General features: G+C 70.1%; 17 protein-coding genes. 6 read left to right on the top strand and 11 right to left on the bottom strand.

Features of this window, described 5'->3' with window-relative positions; all coding sequences use genetic code 11:
- Positions 1-4: 4 nt before the first annotated feature.
- Together ACFWY5_RS20465 and ACFWY5_RS20460 are read left to right on the top strand one after the other, a co-directional pair.
- A complete protein-coding gene (locus ACFWY5_RS20465) occupies positions 5-1,510 on the top strand; it encodes a glycoside hydrolase family 13 protein (protein WP_379633588.1) in 1,506 nt (501 codons plus the stop codon).
- Between the two features lie 11 nt (positions 1,511-1,521).
- Entirely contained in the window at positions 1,522-2,055 is a 534-nt protein-coding gene (locus tag ACFWY5_RS20460; protein ID WP_379633586.1) for a carboxymuconolactone decarboxylase family protein, read from the top strand.
- 3 nt (positions 2,056-2,058) lie between these two features.
- Here the strand turns inward: ACFWY5_RS20460 and ACFWY5_RS20455 are convergent, their stop codons facing one another.
- From ACFWY5_RS20455 to ACFWY5_RS20420, 8 genes are all read right to left on the bottom strand, one after another.
- A complete protein-coding gene (locus ACFWY5_RS20455) occupies positions 2,059-3,054 on the bottom strand; it encodes a LacI family DNA-binding transcriptional regulator (protein ID WP_379633755.1) in 996 nt (331 codons plus the stop codon).
- A 12-nt stretch (positions 3,055-3,066) separates the two neighbouring features.
- On the bottom strand, positions 3,067-4,437 hold the full coding sequence (locus ACFWY5_RS20450) for a GH1 family beta-glucosidase (protein WP_379633584.1): 1,371 nt from the start codon (positions 4,435-4,437) through the stop codon (positions 3,067-3,069).
- Complete coding sequence (locus tag ACFWY5_RS20445; protein ID WP_379609006.1) at positions 4,434-5,237, bottom strand: carbohydrate ABC transporter permease; 804 nt, start codon at positions 5,235-5,237, stop codon at positions 4,434-4,436. The genes ACFWY5_RS20450 and ACFWY5_RS20445 overlap by 4 nt, the downstream gene beginning before the upstream one ends.
- Positions 5,237-6,166: a carbohydrate ABC transporter permease gene (locus tag ACFWY5_RS20440; RefSeq protein ID WP_379633582.1), complete on the bottom strand. Its 930-nt coding sequence runs from the start codon at positions 6,164-6,166 to the stop codon at positions 5,237-5,239. Before ACFWY5_RS20440 ends, ACFWY5_RS20445 begins: the two co-directional genes overlap by 1 nt.
- Positions 6,163-7,452, bottom strand: a complete 1,290-nt coding sequence (locus ACFWY5_RS20435; RefSeq protein WP_379609008.1) for an extracellular solute-binding protein — start codon at positions 7,450-7,452, stop codon at positions 6,163-6,165. The genes ACFWY5_RS20440 and ACFWY5_RS20435 overlap by 4 nt, the downstream gene beginning before the upstream one ends.
- Positions 7,453-7,635: 183 nt before the next feature.
- Positions 7,636-10,170, bottom strand: coding sequence for an FtsX-like permease family protein (locus ACFWY5_RS20430; RefSeq protein WP_379633580.1), 2,535 nt, complete (start codon positions 10,168-10,170; stop codon positions 7,636-7,638).
- On the bottom strand, positions 10,167-10,916 hold the full coding sequence (locus tag ACFWY5_RS20425; RefSeq protein ID WP_379609010.1) for an ABC transporter ATP-binding protein: 750 nt from the start codon (positions 10,914-10,916) through the stop codon (positions 10,167-10,169). Before ACFWY5_RS20425 ends, ACFWY5_RS20430 begins: the two co-directional genes overlap by 4 nt.
- Positions 10,913-11,146: a hypothetical protein gene (locus ACFWY5_RS20420; RefSeq protein WP_379609011.1), complete on the bottom strand. Its 234-nt coding sequence runs from the start codon at positions 11,144-11,146 to the stop codon at positions 10,913-10,915. Before ACFWY5_RS20420 ends, ACFWY5_RS20425 begins: the two co-directional genes overlap by 4 nt.
- A gap of 456 nt (positions 11,147-11,602) precedes the next feature.
- Here ACFWY5_RS20420 and ACFWY5_RS20415 point away from each other — a divergent pair, with 456 nt between their 5' ends.
- On the top strand, positions 11,603-12,268 hold the full coding sequence (locus tag ACFWY5_RS20415; RefSeq protein ID WP_379609013.1) for a response regulator: 666 nt from the start codon (positions 11,603-11,605) through the stop codon (positions 12,266-12,268).
- Between the two features lie 76 nt (positions 12,269-12,344).
- On the opposite strand, the gene ACFWY5_RS20410 is transcribed toward ACFWY5_RS20415, so the two are convergent.
- From ACFWY5_RS20410 to ACFWY5_RS20400, 3 genes are all read right to left on the bottom strand, one after another.
- Entirely contained in the window at positions 12,345-13,673 is a 1,329-nt protein-coding gene (locus ACFWY5_RS20410) for an MFS transporter (protein ID WP_379633578.1), read from the bottom strand.
- 361 nt (positions 13,674-14,034) lie between these two features.
- Positions 14,035-14,931, bottom strand: coding sequence for a serine/threonine-protein kinase (locus ACFWY5_RS20405; protein ID WP_379609016.1), 897 nt, complete (start codon positions 14,929-14,931; stop codon positions 14,035-14,037).
- Between the two features lie 45 nt (positions 14,932-14,976).
- On the bottom strand, positions 14,977-16,731 hold the full coding sequence (locus ACFWY5_RS20400; protein WP_379609017.1) for a class I SAM-dependent DNA methyltransferase: 1,755 nt from the start codon (positions 16,729-16,731) through the stop codon (positions 14,977-14,979).
- A 76-nt stretch (positions 16,732-16,807) separates the two neighbouring features.
- Between ACFWY5_RS20400 and ACFWY5_RS20395 the strand changes: the two genes are divergently transcribed.
- The 3 genes from ACFWY5_RS20395 (at position 16,808) to icmF (ending at position 21,811) form a co-directional block, all read left to right on the top strand.
- Positions 16,808-17,578, top strand: coding sequence for a PP2C family protein-serine/threonine phosphatase (locus ACFWY5_RS20395; RefSeq protein WP_379609019.1), 771 nt, complete (start codon positions 16,808-16,810; stop codon positions 17,576-17,578).
- 124 nt (positions 17,579-17,702) lie between these two features.
- Positions 17,703-18,545 (top strand): CHAP domain-containing protein, encoded by an 843-nt coding sequence (locus ACFWY5_RS20390; protein ID WP_379633753.1) that lies wholly within the window; start codon positions 17,703-17,705, stop codon positions 18,543-18,545.
- A gap of 86 nt (positions 18,546-18,631) precedes the next feature.
- Positions 18,632-21,811, top strand: a complete 3,180-nt coding sequence (icmF, locus tag ACFWY5_RS20385) for a fused isobutyryl-CoA mutase/GTPase IcmF (protein WP_379633576.1) — start codon at positions 18,632-18,634, stop codon at positions 21,809-21,811.
- Positions 21,812-21,832: the final 21 nt, after the last annotated feature.

The raw sequence follows: 21,832 nt of genomic DNA, 5'->3' as shown, positions 1-21,832 counted from the left end.
CCACATGTCGCAAGCGTGGTGGCGGGGGGCCGCGATCTACCAGGTCTACCTGCGTAGTTTCGCCGACGGCAACGGGGACGGCGTGGGCGATCTCGCCGGGTTGCGGGGGCGGCTGCCGTACCTGAAGGACCTCGGTGTGGACGCGATCTGGCTCAACCCCTGGTACCCGTCGCCCATGGCCGACGGCGGCTACGACGTGGCCGACTACCGCGGGATCGAGCCGGTCTTCGGCACGCTGGAGGAGGCGGAGAGGTTCATCGCCGACGCCCACGAGCTGGGCATCAAGGTCATCATCGACGTGGTGCCCAACCACAGCTCCACCGAGAGCGCCTGGTTCAAGGAGGCGCTGACCGCGCCGGAGACGCGCGAGCGGTTCTGGTTCCGCGACGAGCCGAACGACTGGCAGTCGATCTTCGGCGGCCCGGCGTGGACGCAGGTGGCCGATGGGCAGTGGTACCTGCACCTGTTCGCCCCGGAACAGCCGGACTTCAACTGGGACTCGCCCGAGGTGCACGCCGACTTCGAGAACGTGCTGCGCTTCTGGTTCGAGCGCGGCGTGGACGGCTTCCGCGTCGACTCGGCCGCTCTGCTGTTCAAGGACGCCGAGCGCTGGGAGGACCTCGACCCCGTCCACGACGTCTACCGGCGCTGGCGGGAGATCGCCGACGAGTACGGCGACCGCATCCTCATCGGCGAGGTGTGGCTGCCCGACCAGGAGCGCTTCGCCCGCTACCTGCGTCCGGACGAGCTGCACACGGCCTTCAACTTCGACTTCCTGTCCTGCCCGTGGGAGCCGGCGGAGCTGCGCCGCGTCATCGAGCTGACCCTCGCCACGCACACCCCCATCGGCGCGCCGCCGACGTGGGTGCTGTCCAACCACGACGTCACCCGCCCCGTCACCAGGTACGGCAGAGCCGACACCACCTTCGCCCACGGCGGCGCCCTGCACGGCACCCCCTCGGACCCGGAACTGGGGACGCGCCGCGCACGGGCGGCGGCGCTGCTGGCCATGGCCCTGCCCGGCTGCGTCTACGTCTACCAGGGCGAGGAACTGGGCCTTCCGGAGGTCGAGGACCTGCCGGACGCCGCCCGCCAGGACCCCATGTACGCCCGCTCCGGCGGCGCCAACCGGGGCCGCGACGGCTGCCGCGTCCCGCTGCCGTGGTCGGGCGAGTCGGCCCCGTTCGGCTTCGGCGGCCACCCGACCTGGCTGCCCCAGCCGGCGGACTGGGCGCCCATGACCGCGAAGGCCCAGACCGGCGACCCGGGCTCGATGCTCTCCCTCTACCGGACGGCCCTGCGCCTGCGCCACGAACTGCTCGGCGACGGCACCCTGACCTGGCTGCCCATGGGCCCGCGCGTCCTGGCGTTCACCCGCGACTCCGGCCTGACCTGCGTGACCAACCTCGGCCCCGACCCCGTACCCCTCCCACCCGGCGAGATCCTGCTGGCCAGCGGCCCGTTGACCGGCGACCGCATCCTCCAGGACACCACCGCCTGGCTGATCTAGCATCGGGACGCGTGACCAGACTCACCCCTTCGCGCCCCGACCGGCTGGACCCGGACGCCCGCGCGGTCTACGACAAGATCACCTCTGGACCGCGCGGAGCCTCCGTGACCGACGCGAACGGCGCCCTCATCGGCCCGTTCAACGCCATGCTGCTCAGCCCGCCGGTCGGCGACGCGCTGCAGGAGCTCGGCGCCGCCATCCGCTACGGCTCCCGCCTCACCGGCCGCTGCCGCGAGCTGGCCACGCTGGTCGTCGCCAACCACTGCGACAGCGCCTTCGAACGCCAGGCGCACGAAAGACTGGCCCGCGACCTCGGCTTCACCGAAGGGCAACTGGCGGCGCTGCGCGCCGGTGAGGAGCCGTCACTCGACGACGAGGAGGAACTGGCCGTCCACCGGATCGCCCGCGCCCTGGTCACCCGGGGCGACCTGGACGAGGAGGAGTACACGCTGCTGGCCGCGCCGGTGGTGTTCGAGCTGACCACGCTGGTCGGCTACTACCGCACGCTCGCCCTGCAGATGCGCGTCTTCCGCGTCCAGCCCTAGGTTCTAGGCCGACTCGCGGATGATCAGCTCGGTCGGCAGGACGACCGGATCGGCCGGGCCGTTCTCGAACAGCGCCAGCAGCAGCCGGACCATCGCCGCAGCCTGGTCGAAGACCGGATGCTTCACCGTGGTCAGCGGCGGCTCGGTGTACTTGGCCGCCTCGATGTCGTCGAACCCCACCACCGCCACGTCATCGGGCACCCGCCGGCCCGCCTGCCGCAGCGACTGCAGCGCGCCGACCGCCATCAGGTCGTTGGCCACGAACACCGCGTCCAGCGCCGGATCGTCGTGCAGGAGTTGCCGCATCGCCGTCGCGCCCGACTCGCGGGTGAAGTCGCCCACCGCCACGATCGAGCGGCGGTCGGAGTCGCGCAGCACGTTGCGGTAGCCGGTCAGGCGGTCCTGACCGGCGATCATGTCGAGGGGGCCGGCGATGGTCGCGATGCGCCGCCTGCCCGTCTCCAGCAGGTAGCGCACCGCCGACTCCGCGCCGCCCACGTTGTCGTTGTCGACGAACGGGATGTCCACCGGTACGGCCGGCCTGCCGTACGAGACGACCGGCACGCGCAGTCGCGAGACGGCGGCGGGCAGGGGGTCGGCGCCGTGCATGGAGATGAGCATGACCCCGTCGACGTGCCCGCCCGCGATGTAGCGCTCCACGCGCGCGTGGCTCTTGGCCGAGGAGGCAAGCATCAGCACGACCTGCTTGTCGGCCGACTCCAGCTCGACGCTGGCCGTCCTGATCACCGTCGAGAACAGCGGATCCTCGGAGAAGACCCGCGTCGGCGGCTCCGAGACGACCAGCGCGATCGAGTCGGTACGCTGGGTGACGAGGCTGCGGGCCGCGCTGTTGGGCACGTATCCGAGCTCGTCGATCGCTCGCAGCACGGCATCGCGGATTCCCGGCGCCACGGTCGTCTGGCCGTTGACGACCCGCGAGGCGGTCGCGCGCGAAACCCCGGCCCGCGCCGCGACCGCCTCCAACGTCGGACGTTTCATCACGCTAGGAATCTACAGTCCGTTCCTGGCTATGACGTCGCGGTACCACAGGGCGCTGTCCTTGGGGGTACGCGCCTGGGTGTCGTAGTCGACGTGGACGATGCCGAAGCGGCGGCGGTAGCCCTCGGCCCACTCGAAGTTGTCCAGCAGCGACCACACCAGGTATCCGCGCAGGTCGGCGCCCTGCTGCACGGCTTCGTGGGCGGCTCGGAGGTGGCTGTCGAGGTAGGCGAGGCGGTCGGCGTCGTGGACCCGGCCCGATTCCACGACGTCCTCGTAGGCGGCGCCGTTCTCCGTGACCATGAGGCCGGCCTGGGGGTAGTCGCGCGACAGCCGTACCAGAAGCCTGGACAGGCCGGACGGGACGACGGGCCAGCCCATCGCGGTCCTGGGGGCGTCCACGGAGGTGAAGGCCACGTCGTCCGAGCCGGGCCAGGCCGGGTCGGCGGGGGTGCCGGGGGCGGAGGCCACGAGGCAGGGGTTGTAGTAGTTGACGCCGATGAGGTCCACCGGGGCGTTGATGAGGTTCAGGTCGCCGTCGAGGATGTGCGCGGTGCCGCCGTTGCGCTCGGCGGCGGCGAGCACCTCCGCGGGGTAGGCGCCGCGCAGCGCGGGGTCGAGGAACTGGCGGTTGAGCAGCGCGTCGATCCTGCGTACTGCCGCCGCGTCCGCCTCGGACGGCTCCGCCTGCGGATCGTTCACCTGGGCCGTGGTCAGGACGGGGGCGGCGTTGACCACCAGCATGAGACTGCGGGCCCCGGCGGCGCGCAGTTGCCTGGCTGCCAGGCCGTGGCCGAGCAGCAGGTGGTGGGCGGCGCGCATGGCGGCGGCGGGGTCGGTGCGGCCGGGGGCGTGCACGCCGTTGCCGTAGCCGAGGAACGCCGAGACCCAGGGCTCGTTGAGCGTGGCCCAGTGCTCGACACGATCACCCAGCCTCGCGTGTACGGCTGCCGCGTATTCGGCGAAGCGGTAGGCGGTGTCCCGGGTGGCCCAGCCGCCCTGGTCTTCGAGTGGTTGGGGGAGATCCCAGTGATAAAGCGTCACGTAAGGCGAAATTTCGGCCTTAAGTAGCTCATCCAGGAGTCTGTCGTAAAAGTCGAGGCCTGCCGGGTTGATCGCGCCCGAGCCGGTCGGCTGGACGCGGGGCCAGGCGATGGAGAAGCGGTAGGCGGCCAGGTTGAGCTCGCGCATCAGCTTCACGTCGTCGGCGTAGCGATGGTAGTGGTCGCACGCGACGTCGCCGGTGTCGCCGCCGACGACCTTGCCGGCCGTTCTCGAGAAGGTGTCCCAGATCGACTGGCCGCGCCCGTCCTCCTTGGCCGCCCCCTCGATCTGGTACGAGGCCGTGGCGGCACCCCAGACGAAGTTTTCCGGGAAAATCATCCCTTAACAGCTCCTTGCATGATTCCACCGATGATCTGCTTGCCGAACACGGCGAAGACCAGGACGAGCGGCAGTGTGCCGATCGCCGTCCCCGCCAGGCCGAGCACGTAGTCGTTGACGTAGCCGCTGGCCAGCGTCGAGAGCGCGACCTGAACCGTGGGGTTGTCGGGGGTCAGCACGACCAGCGGCCAGAAGTAGTCGTTCCAGGCCGACATGAACGTCAGCATCCCGAGCACCGCCATCGCGGGCCTGGCCACGGGCAGCACCACGTGCCAGAACAGCCCCCACGTGGTGGCGCCGTCGACCCGCCCCGCCTCCAGCAGCTCGTTGGGCAGCGCGCGCTCCAGGAACTGCGTCATGAAGAACACCCCGAAGGCGTTGACCAGGGCGGGCACGATCAGCGCGTACATCGTGCCGGTCCACTCGACCTTCACCATGAGCATGTAGAGCGGGATGATCCCGAGCTGGGCCGGGACCATCATGGTGCCGACCGTGATCAGCAACATCGCGTTCCTGCCGCGGAAGCGCAGCTTGGCGAAGGCGAACCCGGCCAGCGTCGACAGGAACATCACCGCCACCGAGATCGCCCCCGCCACCAGCACCGAGTTGGCCAGCGCCAGCGCGAACGGCACGGTGTCGAAGACGCGCGAGACGTTGGCGAAGAAGTTGCCGCCGGGCAGCAGCGGTGGCGGCACCTCGGCCAGCGCCGAGTTGTGCCGCGAGGCCACGACGACGCTGTAGTAGAGCGGGAAGGCGGAGAAGAAGGCGACGGCGATCAGCGTCAGGTACCGGAGCCGCATCACAGACCGCCCTTCATCCGGCGCGTGAGCAGGTAGTTGATCCCGGCCGCCAGGACCACGAAGAGGAACATGATCCAGGAGGCCGCCGAGGCGTACCCGAAGTCGAATTTCGTGAAGCCGTGCTCGTACACGAACAGCGAGAGCGTCTGGAACTGCCGGTCGGGACCGCCCGTCACGCTGGAGCCCCCGAACAGCAGCGGCTCGGCCAGGATCTGCATCGCGCCGATGGTCGAGACGATGACCACGAAGACGATCGTGGGCCGGATCATCGGCACCGTGATCCTGCGCAGCTGCGTGAGGTTCGACGCGCCGTCGATGGTGGCCGCCTCGTACAGCTCCCTGGGTACGGCCTGCATCGCCGCGAGGAAGATCAGCGCGTTGTACCCGGTCCACCGCCACATGATCATGACGGAGATGGCGACGTGCGACGTGGCGGTGCCCGCGGCCCAGTCGATGGTGCCCACCCCGAACCAGCCGAGCACCCAGTTGATCAGCCCGAAGTCCCGTCCGAACAGCTGGCTGAAGATCACCACGACCGCGACCACGCTGGTCACGTTCGGCAGGAGCAGGCTGATGCGGAAGAACGTCTGCATCCGCAGCGGCCGGTTGAGCAGGTGCGCCAGCCAGATGGCCAGCAGCAGCTGCGGCACCGTCGAGATGACCCCGATGGACAGCGTGTTGAACGTGGCGTTCCAGAAGTAGGCGTCACCGAGCAGCGTGCCGAAGTTCCCGAGCCCGACGAACGTGTGCACGTCGGACAGCAGCGTCCACTCGTGCAGCGACACCCATGCGGTGTAGAGGAGCGGGAACAGCCCGAAGGCGCAGAACAGCAGGAAGAAGGGGGCGACGTACGCATACGGCGACACCTTCATGTCAACGACGTGCCGTCTGCGCCTCCTGGAGAGCGCCCTCAGCGAGATGACGCTCATTTGATCTTCGCGACGTCCTGGAGGACCTGCGCCCACGCCTCGTCGGGCGACTGCTTGCCCTGCTCGACCCGGCCGAGGCCGTTGCCGATCGCGGTGCGTACGTCGGCCTCCTTCGGGCCGAGGTGCTGGGGCTTGAGCGCCTTGGCGGCGTCGGAGTAGATCTTGCCGATCGGGGCGTCGCCGAAGAACGGCTTGGTGAACGTCTGGATCGACGGGTCGTCGTAGAGCGCCGGGATCGAGGGGAAGGTGCCCTCCTCCTTGAAGACCCGCGCCTGGTTCTCCTTGGAGGTGAGGAAGTCGATCAGCTCGGCCGCCTCCTTGGCGTGCTTGCCCTGCTTGGGCAGCATCAGGTGGGAGCCGCCGCTGTTGCCGGAGCCGCCGGGCACGGCCGCGATGTCCCACTTGCCGGAGGCGTTCTTGGCCTGCTCCTGGATGTAGCCGGTCATCCAGGCCGGGCAGATGATCGTGGCGAACGAGCCCTTGGCGAAGCCGGTGTTCCACGGCGGGGAGAAGGCGGCCAGCTTGGCCGACAGGTTGTTCTGGGAGATCTGGTTGGACAGGTCCCAGGCCTTCTTCACGTCGGGGTTGGAGTCCACGATGATCTTGTCAGAGGTGTCGTACAGCCCGACGGGCGCCTGGTTGACCATCGCGCGGAAGATCTCGCCGGGCGAGTCCACGAACTTGGCCCCGGCCACGTTCGCGGCCGCGAACTTCTTGCCGGTCTCGATGTAGGACTCCCAGGTGGGCCAGAGCCCCGCGACCTCGGCGCGGTCGGTGGCCAGCCCCGCCTTCTTGAACAGGTCCTTGCGGTAGCACATGGCCAGCCCGCCGACGTCGGTGCCGAGGCCCAGCACCTGCTGCCCGTCCTTGCTGATGCCCTGCTGCCACTTCCAGTCGAGGTAGTCGGCCTGCCGCTTGTCCAGCCCGAACTGCTTGAGGTCGTGGAACTTGCCGGTCAGCGCGGTGAACGTGCTGATGTAGCCCACCTCGACCGCCTCGATGTCGGCCGCCCCCGCGTTGGTCGCCAGCCGCTTGACCAGGTTGTTGTGGTGGTCGTTGAACTGCGTGACCTGTTCGACGATCTCGACGTTCGGGTGCGTCTTCTTGTACTCCTCATAGAGCGGCTTGAAGCCGAAGTCGCCGAAGAGGCCGACGGTGAGTTTGACCTTCTCGGCGGGCTTCGCGGAGGAGGCCGTGCCGGCGGTCTCGCCGCCGCCGCCTCCGCAGGCGGTGACGGCGAGTGCGAGCATCAGAGGTACGGCGAGCAGTCGCAGACGAGGGGTCATGGAAACCCTCCAAGGCTTTCCTGGGAACGATGAGAGAGCGCTCTCTCAGAGTTATCCCGCCCTTCACCGCAGCTCGTCAACGGAGGTTAGATAACGATCCGAGCGACATAAGAGAACGCTCTCTCAGTGCTCCCGGACTGTTTGCCCAGGTCGCGCCGGTCGTTTTACGCGTTGGGAGCGCTTTCACGCCACCCGCTCGCTCCGTCGTACCAGCCGGCGGGCGGGCAGGTCGTACGCCAGACCGACCACCGCGCACACCACCGCCACCGCCGCGGGCGCCAGCCAGAGCGGGCCGGCCGGCCAAGGGCGGCCGAGGAAGCCGATGCTCAGGAACATCAGCGGCACCGCGCTCATCAGCAGGCCGGCCGCCGACGCCGTGAGCGCGATCAGCAGCGCCTCCCAGCGGATCATCGAGCGGATCTGGCCGGGCGTCGCGCCGAGCCGCCTGATCGCGGTCAGCTCCGTACCCCGGGCCGCGGTGGTGGCGACCAGCCGGTTGGCGACCGAGACCAGCACGTACCCGAGCAGAACGGCCAGCACCGCGATGTTGATCCACAACTGCGCGGAGGTCTCGCCCGCCTGCGGCGAGGTGGCGGCGGAGGCGACGCTGAGCGCGGGCCAGCGCTCGTTCAGCTTGTTCAGCGCCGATGGGTCGGCCGTGCGCACGAAGACGGTCGAGTCGAGATCCGTGGTGGTGTGCCCGGCGACCAGGTCGCGCCCGAGCACGATCGGGCCGAGGCCGAGAGCCCGGCTGTAGGTGGCCACGACGCGGGCCCTGACCTTGGCGCCGTCGCCCAGCACGAGGTCGCGATGCTCGCCCACCGCGCCGGAACGCTCGTCGATCGCGATCGACGCACCCTTGAGATCGGCCAGGCTGCCCTTCGTGACGCCCAGGTCGACCAGGCCGCGCGCCTCCGGGCCGAGGACCATCGCGGAACGCGCCGTCGCCGACTCGGCGCCGTCGCCCAGGGCGAGGCCGCGTCCGATGACGGTCGTGGTCGAGGCGGTGACGGCCGAGGTCACGCCGGGCACGGCCCGTACCTCGCCGAGCAGGTCGCGCGGGATGCCGCCATAGGCGGGCGCGGTGATGACGGCGTCGGCCCTGAGCGTACGGGCGGTCTCGTCGGCCGTCGCCCGCATGACGGTGGTGTGGGTCAGCGCGTTGCTGGTGCCCAGCGTGATGACCATGCCGAGCGCGGCGACCGCGCCGGCCGTCCTGAGTGCGTAGCCGTGGGTGTTGGACACCGCGAGCCAGAGCGGCGGGGACACACGGGCGGGCAGCACCCGGACCAGCAGGCCGGTGGCCTTCTGCACCAGCTTCGGACCCGCCAGCGCCAGGCCGATCACCGACAGCAGGCCGCCCAGGCTCGGGCCGAGGATCGCGACCTCACCGCGCAGGAACAACGGCATCGTCGACAGGCCCATGGCGGCCAGGATGATCAGCAGGCCGCTGTTGAAGCGTACGGCGCTTGGCCGGCGTGGCTCGCTCTGCGCATCGCGGACCGCTGCCACAGCGGGCATCTTGGATGCCGAGATCGATGCCGCCCAGGCTGACACCCGTACCACGCCGAGCAGGACCAGCGCTGCGGCGGCGGCCGGGATCGGGCTGTAGGTCAGCGGGAGCTCTCGGGGCAGCAGGCCCAGGTGGATCAGCAGGTCGCCGAAGTGGGCGGCCAGGTAGTAGCCGGCGGCGGCGCCGGGCAGCAGGGCCGCCACGGCCGCGGTCATGCCCTGGACGGCGACCAGCTTGCGCACCTGGCGCGGGGTCGCGCCGGCCGCGCGCAGCAGGGCCAGGTCGCGGCGCTGGCGGGTGATCGACAACGAGATGCCGCCGCCCACGACGAAGCCGACGATGAGCAGGCTGATGCCGCTGATCGAGCTGGGCAGGGCTATGAGCATGCCGCGGGCGGCGGCCGTACCGGGGGACTCGGCGTCGCCCTTGCCCGGTCCTGTGCGGACCTCGTAGCGTTCACCCACCTTGCGTTGTACGGCCTCGGCCAGGGTCGCTGGGTCGGTGCCCGGTGCGGCGCGCAGCGCGACCAGGTCGACGGTGCCCGCGCGGGGTCCGCTCGTCCGCCCGGCCAGCTCGGCGGCGGTACGGTCGGCGAAATACAGACCGGGCCCGTCGACCACACCGGTGACCCGGTACGCGCCCCGCCTGCCGCCTGCCACGACCTCGATGCTCGCGCCCTGCCGTACGGCCAGCGTCTTGGGCACCACGACCTCGTTATTGATCCGCGGCGCCCGGCCACTGACCAGCTTCCCCCCGGCCAGAGCCGCAGAAGCCCACCCATGCCCAGTGCCCGCCACGGCATGGCCCGCCGATGCGGCGCCACCCTCCACCTCGCTTTTGGCGTCGCCCTTCCCGTAGCCCGGAGACGGCGCGTAGCGCTTGAGGTCGCCCAGGGCTGTGGCGGGGAAGCTCACGTCGCCCGTGGCCGAGGCGACGCCGTCGAGGTGGGCCAGTTCACCGGCCAGCTCGGACGGCACCACGGCACGCTCGGGCAGCGCGACGGACAGATCGCCCTCCTGCGCGAGGCTCTGCGGGGCCGAGACCAGCACGTCGGCGTGGACAAGGCGCTGACCGGAGATGTTCGAACGCAGCCCAGACTCGATGATCACGCCGGTCCCGGTGATCAGCGCCATGCCGCCGAACACCGCGAAAAAGGCCACGACCAGCCCGCCGAGCCCCGACATCGCGAGCGCGGTCCTGATCACAGCGCACCCCCCACAGCGTGTACGGCGAGCCCGCCCCGGGCAAGCTGGGTGAGCCGCGCGGCCAGGTCCTCCGCCGACGGCTCGGCCAGGACGTCGACCACCTTCCCGTCCGCCATCACGAGCGCGTCGTGCGCGCGAGCGGCGGCGGCCGGATCGTGGGTGACCATGACGACGGTCTGCCCGAGGTCGTCCACCAGACCGCGCAACAGGTCCAGCACCTGGGCGGCGCTGCGCAGGTCGAGCGCGCCCGTGGGCTCGTCGGCGAAGACCACGTCCGGCCGCCCGGCCAGCGCCCGAACGATCGCCGCCCGCTGCTGCTGCCCGCCGGACAGCTCCGCCGGCCGGTGACGCAACCGATCCTGCAGCCCCACCCGCTCCACCAACTCGCCGATCCAGGCACGATCGGGCCGCTTGCCCGCCAGCCGCAGCGACAACGTCAGGTTCTCCTCGACGGTGATCGCGGGCAGCAGGTTGTAGGATTGGAAGACGAAGCCGATGTGCTCGCGGCGCAGGATGGTGCGCTTGGTCTCGTTCAATGAGCCGACGTCGACGCCACCGATCGTGACCGAGCCCGAGGTGGGCTGGTCGAGGGCGGCGGCGCACTGGATCAGCGTGCTCTTGCCCGAGCCCGACGGGCCCATCACGGCCACGAACCGGCCCTGCGGAAAGCCGAGCGAAACGTTGTCGAGTGCCACGAGCTCGCCGTACTTCTTCGTGACCGAGGTGAGGGTGACGACGTGGCTCATGCCTTCCGCCCCGAGACGTGGCTGACGATGAGCCCGGCGATGCACGCGACGGCGACGAGCCCGGCGACGATGCCGATCGCCGCGGTTCCATTGAGGATGTTGTTGGCGATCACGTTCACCACCGCGCTCACCGTCAGGACGAGCCAGAGGACGGCACGGGTGGCGGTTCTGCCCACGGGGCTCCGCTTGCCGGGAGCGCTCTTCGGGCTGATGCGGTAGGGATCGTTCATGAGAAGAAACCCTAGAAAGCACCCTGAGCTGCGGGAATCCCGCGAGCTACCCACGTCGCGGTAGTGCAGGCGGTAAGAAGCTTCGTCCGATCCCCGACCAGCCCGACCGCAGGCTACACAGAACGCCCAGCCGACGCCGACCAACCCCGATCACGACCCAGAGAACCCGGCCACGACCCGCCCGCCCGGTCCCAACCCGGCGGGCCCGGTCACGACCCGGCCGCACGCGGACCGCGGCCGGATGTGCCGCTGCCGGTTGGCCGTCGGCGAACTCGGGGCCCGAGCGCGTGCGGGACCCCACGCTGCGCATACTGGTACACGACGCTGGAAAGGCGGCGCCCGTGACGAGGCCGGAAGCGGTCTGGCCGGGATCCGCCGCTGAGTTGAGGCGCACGACGGAACGATGACCCTGACCAGCCCCGACGGAGGGCCGACCATGATCGAGGTGGAACTGCCGTGCGAGTCGTGATCGCCGAGGACGACGCCCTGCTGCGTGAGGGCTTGGTCCTGCTGCTGACCGGCGAAGGCATCGAGGTGGCGGCCGCCGCGGGGGAGCCGGAGGGCTTCCTGGCCGCCGTCGAGGAACACCGCCCGGACGTGGCCGTCGTGGACGTCCGCATGCCGCCCACCCACACCGACGAGGGCATCAAGGCGGCAGTGGAGGCCAAGCGCCTGCATCCGGAACTGGGTGTTCTGGTGCTGTCCGCGTATGTGGAGCAGGCGTTCGCCACCGACCTGCTGTCCGTCGGCACCCGCGGCATCGGGTACCTGCTCAAGGAGCGGGTCGGCAAGGTCGAGGAGTTCCTGGACGCGCTGACCAGGGTCGGCGACGGCGGCACCGCGATCGACCCCGACGTGGTCGCCCAGCTCTTCGCCCGCCGCCGCGACCCCCTCGACCAGCTCACCACCCGCGAACGCGAAGTCCTCTCCCACATGGCCCAAGGCCTGGGCAACATGGCCATCGCCGAGAAGCTGGTGATCTCGGAAGGCGCGGTACACAAGCACATCCGCAACATCTTCGCCAAACTCGACCTGGCCCAGACCGACCGCGTGGACCGGCGGGTGGCAGCAGTACTCGCCTACCTGGACAACACACCCCCCGACCCAAACCCAACCAGATAACAACCCCACCCCTTTCCGTACAAGCCCCGAGCGCCGAAGACGGGCCTTGGGCAGGGCTGGGGGATCGGTGGGTGGGTTATGGGTTGGTGGGTTGGGGGTTGGGTTCTGGGGTTGGTTCGTGGTCCAGGGGGTGGGCTAGTTCGTCGGCGGGCATGCGGGCCAGCAGGATGGCGATGATGGCGATCGGGAGCGGCAGGATGCCGGCGATGATGAACGTCGGGGTCAGGCCGATGGCCACGCTTACCGGGCCGGCCATGGCCATGGAGACGGGCATGAAGACCAGGGAGACGAAGAAGTCGAGGCTGGAGACACGGCCCAGGAGTTCCGGGGGTACGCGGCGCTGCAGCAACGTACCCCAGATGACCATCGGCGCGCTGAACAGGGCGCCCAGGATGAACGCGGCCAGGACGATCAGCCAGATGTTGGAGGCCACGCCGATAAGGATGAAGGGGAGGCAGGCCAGGCCCCACATGAGGTTCATGGCGGTCAGGTAGCGCTTGGGGAGTTTGCGGCTGGCCATCACCAAGGAGGCCAGGGCGCCGCTGATGCCGAAGGCGGCCATGACGATGGCGTGTTCCTTCGGGCCGCCGCCCGCGCCGTCCTTCACCGCGAACGGGATGAGCACCTCCATCGGGCCCATCGTCACCAGGATCATCAGCGAGGCGAAGAGCAGGGTGGCCAGGAGCCACGGGGTCTTCAGCATGTAGACGAAGCCGTCGCGCAGGTCTTTGGCCATGGATCTGATGGGGTGGCTGGTGTCTCCCTCGCTCTGGTCTCTGCGCAGCGGGACCGGGCGCATGAAGACCAGGAAGATCGTGGCCACGACCTGCGTACCGGCGCCTACCGCCAGGGCGGTGGCCGGGGACTGGGCGGCCACCAGGAAGCTCGCGATCGCCGGGCCGGCCGCCTGCATGACGACCGGGCGCAGGACGCCCTCGACGCCGTTGGCGGCCAGCAGGTGGTCGGCGGGGACGATGGAGGGGAGCATCGCGGAGTAGGCCGGGTAGTAGAAGCCGCTGCCTATGCCGCGTACGAAGGCGACCACGGCCAGGTGCCAGATCTCGATCATGCCGGTCAGGGCCAGGGCGGCGATCGCCGTGGCGGAGGCGGCGAGGACGAGCTCGGTGGTCAGGAGTACGCGGCGCTGCGGGACCCGGTCGGCGATCACACCGCCGAGCAGCACCGTGGCCACCATGCCGACCGCGGCGCCGGTGGAGACGATGGAGAGCTCGCCCGCCTTGCCGTCGAGGGCGATCACCTGCCAGACCATGGCCATCAGCCACAGGCCCTCGCCCAGCATGGACGCGGTGAGAGAGCCTGTCAGCAGTCGGTACTGGCCGTGCTGGAACGGGCGGAGCGGTCCGCGCAGCCAGGGCGCACCCTGTCCGGCTACGGGCTCGGTCATGGTGAGAGTCTCCTCGGGGAATGTGATGGGCACCACTATTGACCTCGGGACTGACAAAAACTCATCGGCCACCTGCGCTCCCCACCGCCCAGAGCCCATGGAGACCTAGCACCACAGGGATACCGGGAACCAGGGGAGGAGACGGCCGGGGCCGGAGGGGAGAGCGGCCGAGAGGGGGAGCGCACCACCAAGCAGCAAAGGGTTGAGGGAGGAGAGGTCGCCAGGGGTTTGCCGCGAGCAGGGGAGCGGGAGGGGTGCCAGGGCTGAGGGTCGGCGTGGGCGAGAGGGCCAGGGGAGCAGTCGGTAGCGGGCGGGCCACGAGGGCGGGCGCCGGGGACCGCGAGAGGGAGGGCGGGGTGGTTTAGGGGGTTAGGGCTCGGCCTACGATTCGGGCGTACATGCGGCCAGGACTGGGGTCGGGGGCGAGGAAGCCGGGGAGCATCGGCAGGCCCTGGGCCAGGGGGTCGAGGCGGCGGTACAGGGTGGCGGCGTCGGCGGGGCGGGATTCGGGCTTCTTCTCCAGCAGGGCGGCCAGGATCGCGGCCAGTTCGGGAGGCAGGCCGGGGATGTCCGGCGGCGACTCTTTCACCTGCTGTTCGAAGACCACGTAGTCGGTGGGGCCGGTGAACAGCTGGCTGCCGGTCAGCATCTCGTGCAGGACGCAGCCCAAGGAGTACAGGTCGCTGCGCGGGTCGGCGAGGCCGCGCTGGATCTGCTCGGGCGCCATGTACGCGGGTGTGCCGAGGATCTGGCCGATGCGGGTGAACTGGCCGAGGTCGGTTTCGCGGAGCATGGCGAGCCCGAAGTCGAGGACTTTGACGCTCCCGTCCGGGCAGAGCATGAGGTTGGTGGGTTTGAGGTCGCGGTGGCAGATCGTCAGCGCGTGCGCGGCGGACAGGACGGCGGCGGCCTGGGCGGCGATGGCGCAGGCCCATGGCACCGGCAACGGCCCGTGCTCGCTGACGACGTCGGCCACGGTGACGCCCTCGATGAACTGCATGACCTGGAACAGTCGTTGTTCGTGCGTGCCGAAGTCGTACAGGACGGGGGCTCCGGGGTGTTCCAGGCGGGCGAGGATGCGGGCCTCGCGGATGAAGCGCCGCTCCAGTTCCTCGTCGTCGGCGCTGAATCCGCGCATGTGCAGGAGCTTCACGGCGACCCTGCGGTCGAGGTGGCGATCGTGCCCGGAGTAGACCGCGCCCATGCCGCCCTGCCCGAGCGGGAGGTCGTCGAGCTCATAGCGGTCGCCGATGACCATTCGCCCCTCCCCGCAGCCTTTCGGGAAAAAACTACACCGTCAGGACTACGGGTGCAGATGCCCGTCGATCAAGCCGTCGAGGCCGAGACGGATCAAGGACTGGCCCAGCGCGCTGGCCTCGCGCAGCGCGTCTTCGAGATCGGCCAGTTGGCGGAAGGCGGCGCCGTACTCGCGCTGCTCCTCCATGGACACCCGGGGCAGGCGCGTGCGGCGGGCGTCGAAGCGGCTGGAACCGGTCGTGGCGCGGCCGCCCGCGCCGCGCAGGAAACCGGCGAGGAAGTCGGCGTCGAGGCGGCGCGGGTCGACGCGGTAGAGGGTGAGGTGCGGGCCGAGCACGCCGTCGGGCTCGCCGATGACGCGGACGCTGGAGTAGGAGGCCACGACGTCGCCGGGCAGTACCGGGACCAGACCGGTGGACGGCGTGGTGCGGCCGGACGGCGGCGAGCCCTGCGCCACGTCGTCGGCGGTCAGCACGGGCAGCTCGCCGCCGTCGGCGGCCATGCGCGGCGGTGCCTGCAGCACCGCGACCAGCCCTTCCTTGATGAGGTCGCCGACCGTGGTGACGGGCCGCTCCAGCGGCTGGTCGAGAACCTTCAGATCCGGCGGTACGGCGGAGGCCGCCAGGAACCTGTCCCGGGCCTCGGTGAACGCCCTGCCCAGATCCTCCAGGCGGCGATGCCGGGCCGGGGTCATGTCGACCTCGTCGGCGAGCAGGTCGATGATGCGTACCGTCTGCTCGGAACGGTCCTCCAGGTGCGCGCGCCAGGCGGGCTCGACGGCGGACAGGTCGTCGGTGGCGTCCACGATCAGCACGTCGGACGGCGGGCGCTCGCCCTGCGTGGGACGGCGCAGCAGCCACAGGTCGGAGCCCGGCAGCGCGATCACCGCGCGCAGGGCGCCGGCGCGCAGGAGGTTGGCCCGGATGCGGCGGCCGGGCTTGCGGCTGGCGGCGGCGGGCGGCATGAGGATCGCGACCGTGCCCCCGGGCCGGACGTGGGTGAGGCAGTGTTGTACCCATGCCAGTTCTGACTCGCCGCGCGGCGGCAGGCCGTGCTCCCAGCGGGGGTCGCCGGTGAGCTCCTCGTAGCCCCAGGCGCGCTCGTTGAAGGGCGGGTCGCAGACGACGGCGTCGACCTTGGCGCCGGCGAAGCCGTCGCGGCGCATGGAGTCGCCGGCGACGATCTCGGCCTCGTGGCCGCCGAGCCGCAGCCGGGCGGCGGCGATGCGGGCGGAGGAGGCGCTGAGGTCCTGGCCGAGGTAGCGCGGCCCGGGGACGGCGCCGGCGGCGGCCAGGAGGAGGGTGCCGACGCCGCAGGCCGGGTCGAGAACGGTCCCGCCCTCCGGTACGGCCAGCCGTACCATCAGCGCGGCCACTTCCTCGCGGGTGACGGACAACTGGCGGGAGTGGGCTTCCAGGTAGCGCTCGCAGAGGAAGTCGTAGGCCGCCGCGGCGCCCTCCTCGCCGGCCAGCTCGGTGATCATCGCGGCCAGTTCCGGGTCCGGCACGCTCTCGCCGCCGGTCAGCAGCGCGCCGGCCTCGGCGACGAGCTCGCCGAGCCGCAAATCTCCGGCGGCTTTCAGGCGTTGCCACACCCGGTCGGCCAGTGATACCTGGTAGGACTTCCCATAGCGCAGCAGCCAGGCCTCGACCTGGCGCAGCAGGAACAACGGCTGGTTGGCGGTTCCGCCGACCGGCTGGGGGAAGTCGTCGTGGCGGCGGCGCCAGTTGCTGACCGCGGCACGCCCGACACCGGCGAGCCGGGCGATGTCCCCGGCGTTGACGGTGGGGTCGTGGCTCATGACGCCCACAGTAGTTCACAAGAGTCTTCAGCGCATCTGCTTGTGAAGTCTTTCAACCAATGATTTACTGCAGGGTATGAAGCACAACATCCGCTATGCCGCGGGATCAGACGTGGGCCGCCGCAGAGAGCAGAACGAGGACGCGGGCTTCGCGAGCGCCCGCCTGCTCGTCGTGGCGGACGGCATGGGCGGGCACGCGGCGGGAGAGCTGGCGAGCTCGGCCGCGATCGCCGTCATGCGCGAGCTGGATGCGTCGCTTCCCGAGGCGGGCGCCGACTTGGAGGCCGCGCTGGAAGGCGCCGTGCACGAGGCGGCGCGCCGGCTGGTCGAGCTGGCCGACATCGACCCCGCGCGCCGGGGGATGGGCACCACGGTCACCGCCACGTTGTGGGACGGCTACCGCTTCGCGCTGGCTCATCTGGGTGACTCCCGTGGGTACCTGCTTCGCGACGGTGCTCTCTACCAGATCACCAAGGATCACACACTTGTGCAGTCCATGGTGGACGAAGGGCGGATTACCGAGGACCAGGCGGCGGTGCATCCGCGCCGGTCGATGGTGCTGCGCGTGCTGGGCAGCGAGGGCAGGGCGGAGCCGGACATGTCGCTGCGCGAGGCCGATCCTGGAGATCGTTACCTCCTCTGCTCCGACGGGCTGACCGGGGTCCTGGGGCCCGAGATCCTGCACGAGATTCTGACCACTGTGGCCGACCCGGCCGTCGCCGTCCAGAGGTTGATCGATCTTGCCAACCAGGGCGGCTCGCCGGACAACGTCACCGTCATCGTGGCGGACGTCGTGTCGCCGGGTGAGGGCGACGCGAAGGTCTTCCGCGTCGGGGCTGGTTCCTAAGCCGCGTAGTAGCTAGTCACCCGCGTCACAAAAGCCACATTTTGCCACCCCAGTGACTATCTTCCGGATGTACGGCACGCGATCACGAAGGCGCTACTACAGTCCATCGTGATCTGCCGGTTATCTGGGAGGAGTCGTCCTGGACCCGATCGCTGAAGATCTTCTGGAAAAGGTCCGCCCGGAGCTCGGATACCGGGAAAAGGGCGGGCAGCACACCAAGTTCGGCGAGTGGTACGCGGATCGCCTCCAGGATCCCCAGTACAAGAACGCGCCGTGGTGCGACATGTTCATCGCGTGGGCCGCGGAGAAGGCGGGCGTCGGCGAGTACGTCGGCCAGTTCGCCTGGACGCCCTCGCACGCCGCCTGGTTCATCAAGCAGGGCGCCTGGTCGCGTACGCCCGAGCCCGGCGCCCTGGTCTTCTACGACTGGAGCGGCGGCAAGAGCTACAAGGGCGTCGACCACGTGGGCATCGTGGAGAAGGTCGACGGCACCAAGATCCGCACCATCGAGGCGAATGTCGACAAAGTCTGGTTAAAGCGGAAATTTCGTGACCAGGAGAAAGTCGTCGGCTACGGCCTGCCCCGCGTGGTCAAGGAGAAGATGCTGGCCGGCACGCTCAAGCCCACCGAGCAGCCCACCGCCTACGCCCCCGAGCTCAAGACCTACACCGAGACCCAGACGAACGATTCCCCGCTGGACCTCCTCGGCACCCCGCAGGCCCTGCTCGCCTTCATCGTGCTGACCACCGTCGTGGTCAGCTTCCGCCTGGCCGGCCGTAGCCGTGGCACGCACCGCAGGGTCCTTCGCGATCTCGTCCCATGGAACGCGCCAACCCCGGAGCCCCCACCGGAACCAGTGGAACCTCCGGTGCGCGAACGCGCGCCCAACCGCTTCCACGAAGGGCCGCCGCCGATCCATCGCACCCATGTCAGAACGCGGGGCCGCAGGCCGTACGAACGCCTCTGAGAGGGGCGGTCACCTGCGACGCTGGGCATTTAGTAGGACGTCCTAGTAGTTTGTAGGTGAGGCCCCTCACGAAGGAGTGATCTGGCGTGCACGTTCCGGCCCACCCTGTCCGATTCGTGACCGCGGCGGCGTTGTTCGACGGCCACGACGCCGCGATCAACATCATGCGCCGCATCCTGCAGACCCAGGGCGCGGAAGTGATCCACCTCGGCCACAACCGCTCGGTGGACGAGGTCGTCACCGCCGCCATCCAGGAGGACGTCCAGGGCGTCGCCATCAGCTCCTACCAGGGCGGCCACGTCGAGTACTTCTCCTATCTCGTCGAGCTGCTGCGCGAGCGCGGCGCCGGACACGTCAAGGTGTACGGCGGAGGCGGCGGCGTCATCGTCCAGGACGAGATCGACCTGCTCCACTCCCGCGGCGTCACCCGCATCTTCTCGCCCGAGGACGGCCAGCGGCTCGGCCTGCCCGGCATGATCAACAAGCTGATCGAGGAGTGCGACGTCGAGCTCGGCGGCGCCCCCTCGGCCGAGGCCGTGCTCTCCGGCGACCAGGCCGCCCTCGCCAGGGCGATCACGCTGATCGAGTCGGGCCGCGCCGCGGAGGAACTCCTCGCCGGCATCCGCGGCGCCCAGCGGCACGCCCCGGTGCTCGGCATCACCGGCACCGGCGGCTCCGGCAAGTCCTCGCTGACCGACGAGCTGGTCCGCCGCCTGCGCGTGGACAACGACGACAAGCTGCGCATCGCCGTCATCGCGATCGACCCGACCCGCAGGCGCGGCGGCGGCGCCCTGCTCGGCGACCGCATCAGGATGAACAGCCTGGGCGCCCAGACCTTCTTCCGCTCCCTGGCCACCCGCGGCGCGGTCGCCGAGGTCCCCGAGCACCTGGACGACGTGGTCGCCGCCTGCCGGGCGGCCGGCTACGACCTGGTGATCGTGGAGACGCCGGGCATCGGCCAGGGCGACGCCGGCATCGTCCCCCACGTCGACGTGCCCATCTACGTGATGACGCCCGAGTTCGGCGCGGCCTCCCAGCTGGAGAAGATCGACATGCTCGACTTCGCCGAGGCCGTGGCCATCAACAAGTACGAGCGGCGCGGTGCCGAGGACGCACTGCGCGACGTACGCCGCCAGATCGTGCGCAACCGTGAGGCCTTCGGCGCCAAGCCGGAGGACATGCCCGTCTTCGGCACCATCGCCGCCCGCTACAACGACGCCGGCGTCACCGCCCTCTACCAGCACGTCAAGGAGCTGCTGGCGGAGAAGGGGCTGCAGGCCGGACCGGGGCTGCTGGCCAGGGTCCAGGGCCGCACCTCGCAGGTGTCGGCGGCGATCGTCCCGCCCGCGCGGGTGCGCTACCTGGCCGAGATCGCCGAGGGCGTGCGCGCCTACCACGCCGAGACCCTGGCCCAGATGGACGTGGCCCGCCGCCGCCAGCAGCTCGCCGCCGTCCGCGACATGCTGGGAGAGGACGCCTCACGCCTGGACGAGCTGCTCGGCCGGGCCGAGTCCGACCTGTCGGCCGAGTCCCGCGCCCTGCTCGACGACTGGCCCGCCACCAAGGAGGCGTACCAGGCCGACGAGCTCGTGGTGAAGGTCCGCGACAAGGAACTGCACACGCCGCTCTGGCGCGAGACCCTGTCGGGCAACCGGATCCCCCGCGTGGCCCTGCCGCGCTTCGAGGACCACGCCGAGCTGCTGCGCTTCCTCAGGAGCGAGAACCTGCCCGGCCGCTTCCCGTTCACCGCGGGCGTCTTCCCGTTCAAGCGCGACGACGAGGACCCGACCCGGATGTTCGCCGGAGAGGGCGACCCGTTCCGCACCAACCGGCGCTTCAAGCTGCTGTCGGAGGGCCAGCCGGCCACCCGCCTGTCCACGGCGTTCGACTCGGTGACCCTGTACGGCCACGACCCCGACCTGCGCCCGGACATCTACGGCAAGGTCGGCACCAGCGGCGTGTCCATCGCGACCCTGGACGACATGAAGGTGCTCTACGACGGCTTCGACCTGGCCGCCCCGAACACCTCCGTCTCCATGACCATCAACGGCCCCGCCCCGACCATCCTGGCCTTCTTCCTCAACGCCGCCATGGACCGGGCCCTGGAGCGCGATCCCGACGCGGACCCGGACGCGGTCAGAGCCGCGACCCTGGCCAAGGTGCGGGGGACCGTACAGGCGGACATCCTCAAGGAGGACCAGGGCCAGAACACCTGCATCTTCTCCACGGAGTTCTCGCTGCGGATGATGGCCGACATCCAGGAGTGGTTCATCCAGAACCGGGTGCGGAACTTCTACTCCGTCTCCATCTCCGGCTACCACATCGCCGAGGCCGGGGCGAACCCGATCAGCCAGCTCGCCTTCACCCTGGCCAACGGGTTCACCTACGTCGAGGCGTACCTGGCGCGCGGGATGAACGTGGACGACTTCGCGCCGAACCTGTCGTTCTTCTTCTCCAACGGGATGGACCCCGAGTACTCGGTGCTCGGGCGCGTGGCCCGCCGCATCTGGGCGGTGGCGATGAGGGAGAGGTACGGCGCGGGCGAGCGCTCCCAGAAGCTCAAGTACCACGTCCAGACCTCGGGCCGGTCCCTGCACGCCCAGGAGATGAACTTCAACGACATCCGCACCACGCTGCAGGCCCTGATCGCCATCTACGACAACTGCAACAGCCTGCACACCAACGCCTACGACGAGGCGGTCACCACGCCGTCGGCCGAGTCGGTGCGCCGCGCGATGGCCATCCAGCTGATCATCAACCGCGAGTGGGGCCTGGCCCGCAACGAGAACCCGGTGCAGGGCGCGTTCATCATCGACGAGCTCACCGACCTGGTCGAGGAGGCGGTGCTGCGGGAGTTCGAGCGGCTGTCCGACCGCGGCGGCGTGCTGGGCGCGATGGAGACCGGCTACCAGCGCGGCAAGATCCAGGACGAGTCGATGCTCTACGAGACCCGCAAGCACGACGGCTCGCTGCCGATCATCGGCGTCAACACCTTCCGCAACGGCGACGACGGCGGGGAGCCGCACAAGAAGCTGGAGCTCGCCCGCGGCACCGAGGAGGAGAAGCGCTCGCAGCTCGACCGGCTGCACGCCTTTCACGAGCGCAACCGCGCCGAGGCCCCGGCGGCCCTGGCGAGGTTGCGTGAGGCGGCGATGTCGGACGGCAACGCCTTCGCGGCGCTGATGGAGGCGGCCCGGGTGTGCTCGCTGGGCCAGATCACCGACGCGCTGTTCGAGGCGGGCGGGCAGTACAGGCGCAACGTTTAGGTCGTCCCCAACTCGGTCATG

Source organism: Nonomuraea sp. NPDC059007, from assembly GCF_042740555.1.
In the GTDB taxonomy this organism is placed as follows: Bacteria; Actinomycetota; Actinomycetes; order Streptosporangiales; family Streptosporangiaceae; genus Nonomuraea.
The sequence above is the reverse complement of the archived record's forward strand: the minus strand, read 5'-3'. Positions and strand labels throughout refer to the sequence as shown.

Bases quoted from the DNA above. Each gene is read 5' to 3' on its own strand.
- ACFWY5_RS20465 (WP_379633588.1), top strand. From the start codon at position 5: ATGTCGCAAGCGTGGTGGCGGGGGGCCGCGATCTACCAGGTCTACCTG.
- ACFWY5_RS20455 (WP_379633755.1), bottom strand. From the start codon at position 3,054: ATGAAACGTCCGACGTTGGAGGCGGTCGCGGCGCGGGCCGGGGTTTCG.
- ACFWY5_RS20450 (WP_379633584.1), bottom strand. From the start codon at position 4,437: ATGATTTTCCCGGAAAACTTCGTCTGGGGTGCCGCCACGGCCTCGTAC.
- ACFWY5_RS20445 (WP_379609006.1), bottom strand. From the start codon at position 5,237: ATGCGGCTCCGGTACCTGACGCTGATCGCCGTCGCCTTCTTCTCCGCC.
- ACFWY5_RS20440 (WP_379633582.1), bottom strand. From the start codon at position 6,166: ATGAGCGTCATCTCGCTGAGGGCGCTCTCCAGGAGGCGCAGACGGCAC.
- ACFWY5_RS20435 (WP_379609008.1), bottom strand. From the start codon at position 7,452: ATGACCCCTCGTCTGCGACTGCTCGCCGTACCTCTGATGCTCGCACTC.
- ACFWY5_RS20425 (WP_379609010.1), bottom strand. From the start codon at position 10,916: ATGAGCCACGTCGTCACCCTCACCTCGGTCACGAAGAAGTACGGCGAG.
- ACFWY5_RS20420 (WP_379609011.1), bottom strand. From the start codon at position 11,146: ATGAACGATCCCTACCGCATCAGCCCGAAGAGCGCTCCCGGCAAGCGG.
- ACFWY5_RS20410 (WP_379633578.1), bottom strand. From the start codon at position 13,673: ATGACCGAGCCCGTAGCCGGACAGGGTGCGCCCTGGCTGCGCGGACCG.
- ACFWY5_RS20405 (WP_379609016.1), bottom strand. From the start codon at position 14,931: ATGGTCATCGGCGACCGCTATGAGCTCGACGACCTCCCGCTCGGGCAG.
- ACFWY5_RS20400 (WP_379609017.1), bottom strand. From the start codon at position 16,731: ATGAGCCACGACCCCACCGTCAACGCCGGGGACATCGCCCGGCTCGCC.
- ACFWY5_RS20395 (WP_379609019.1), top strand. From the start codon at position 16,808: ATGAAGCACAACATCCGCTATGCCGCGGGATCAGACGTGGGCCGCCGC.